This window comes from Burkholderia sp. S171, assembly GCF_009766085.1.
GTDB lineage: Bacteria > Pseudomonadota > Gammaproteobacteria > Burkholderiales > Burkholderiaceae > Caballeronia.
On the sequence record NZ_LMUF01000069.1, the window covers coordinates 1 to 878 of the forward strand.

The window sequence follows — 878 nt, forward strand, 5'->3', positions numbered from 1 at the left end:
TAGCTCTGCCCCAGATCCGGCCCGATATTGCCGATCTGCGAGAGCGCGCAACCGCCCAGTCCCGCGATGCCTGCGCCGAAGGCAAACGCATACGAATCCACGCGCGCGGTTTTTACCCCGACGCACGCGGCCATCCGGCGGTTCTGCGTGACAGCGCGTACGAACAGGCCTAAGCGCGTCTTGGTGAGTACGACCCATGCGAGCAGCACGACAACCAGCGAGAAGCCGAGAATGGTCAGGCGGTTGTATGGCAATATAAGGTTCTGCATGATGGAGACACCGCCGCTCATCCACGAGGGGTTCGTCACCTGCACGTTCTGCGCGCCGAAGATCGTTCTTGTTGCCTGGATCAGGATCAGGCTGATGCCGAACGTGGTCAGGAGCGTCTCAAGTGGACGGCCGTAGAGATGTTTCAACACGAGCCGTTCCAGCACGATGCCAACCACCGCAGCCGCTGCGAACGACACCGGCACCGCGAACAGTGGATACCAGTTAAAGGCAGCGGGTGCGTAGTGCTGAACGAGGTTCTGGACCACGTACGTGGCATAGGCGCCGATCATGAGGAATTCGCCGTGGGCCATGTTGATCACGCCGATCAGACCGTACGTGATCGCGAGGCCCAGTGCAGCGAGCAAGAGCACGCTGCCCAGCGACAGACCCGCGAAGATCGTGCCGACAATCTCGCCGCGCCGCTGAATCGAATTCAGCTCTTCTATACCTGCTTGCGCTGCGGCACGTACGCGTTCATCGGGTTCGTTAAACGTACCGTCCGCGTTCTTTGCGACGATCGGGCGCAAGAGTTCGTTCATATCGAGGTCGTGACGCGCGGCAACCAGTTGCACGGCTTCGAGGCGCTTGTTCGGATCGGTATCGTGTAA

At 60.5% G+C, this 878-nt stretch carries 1 protein-coding gene; it reads right to left on the minus strand.

The genetic code is table 11. From position 1 onward, the window contains the following. A partial coding sequence (gene urtB / locus GSQ93_RS36330) for an urea ABC transporter permease subunit UrtB (RefSeq protein ID WP_158941026.1) occupies positions 1-878 on the minus strand: 878 nt, incomplete at both ends.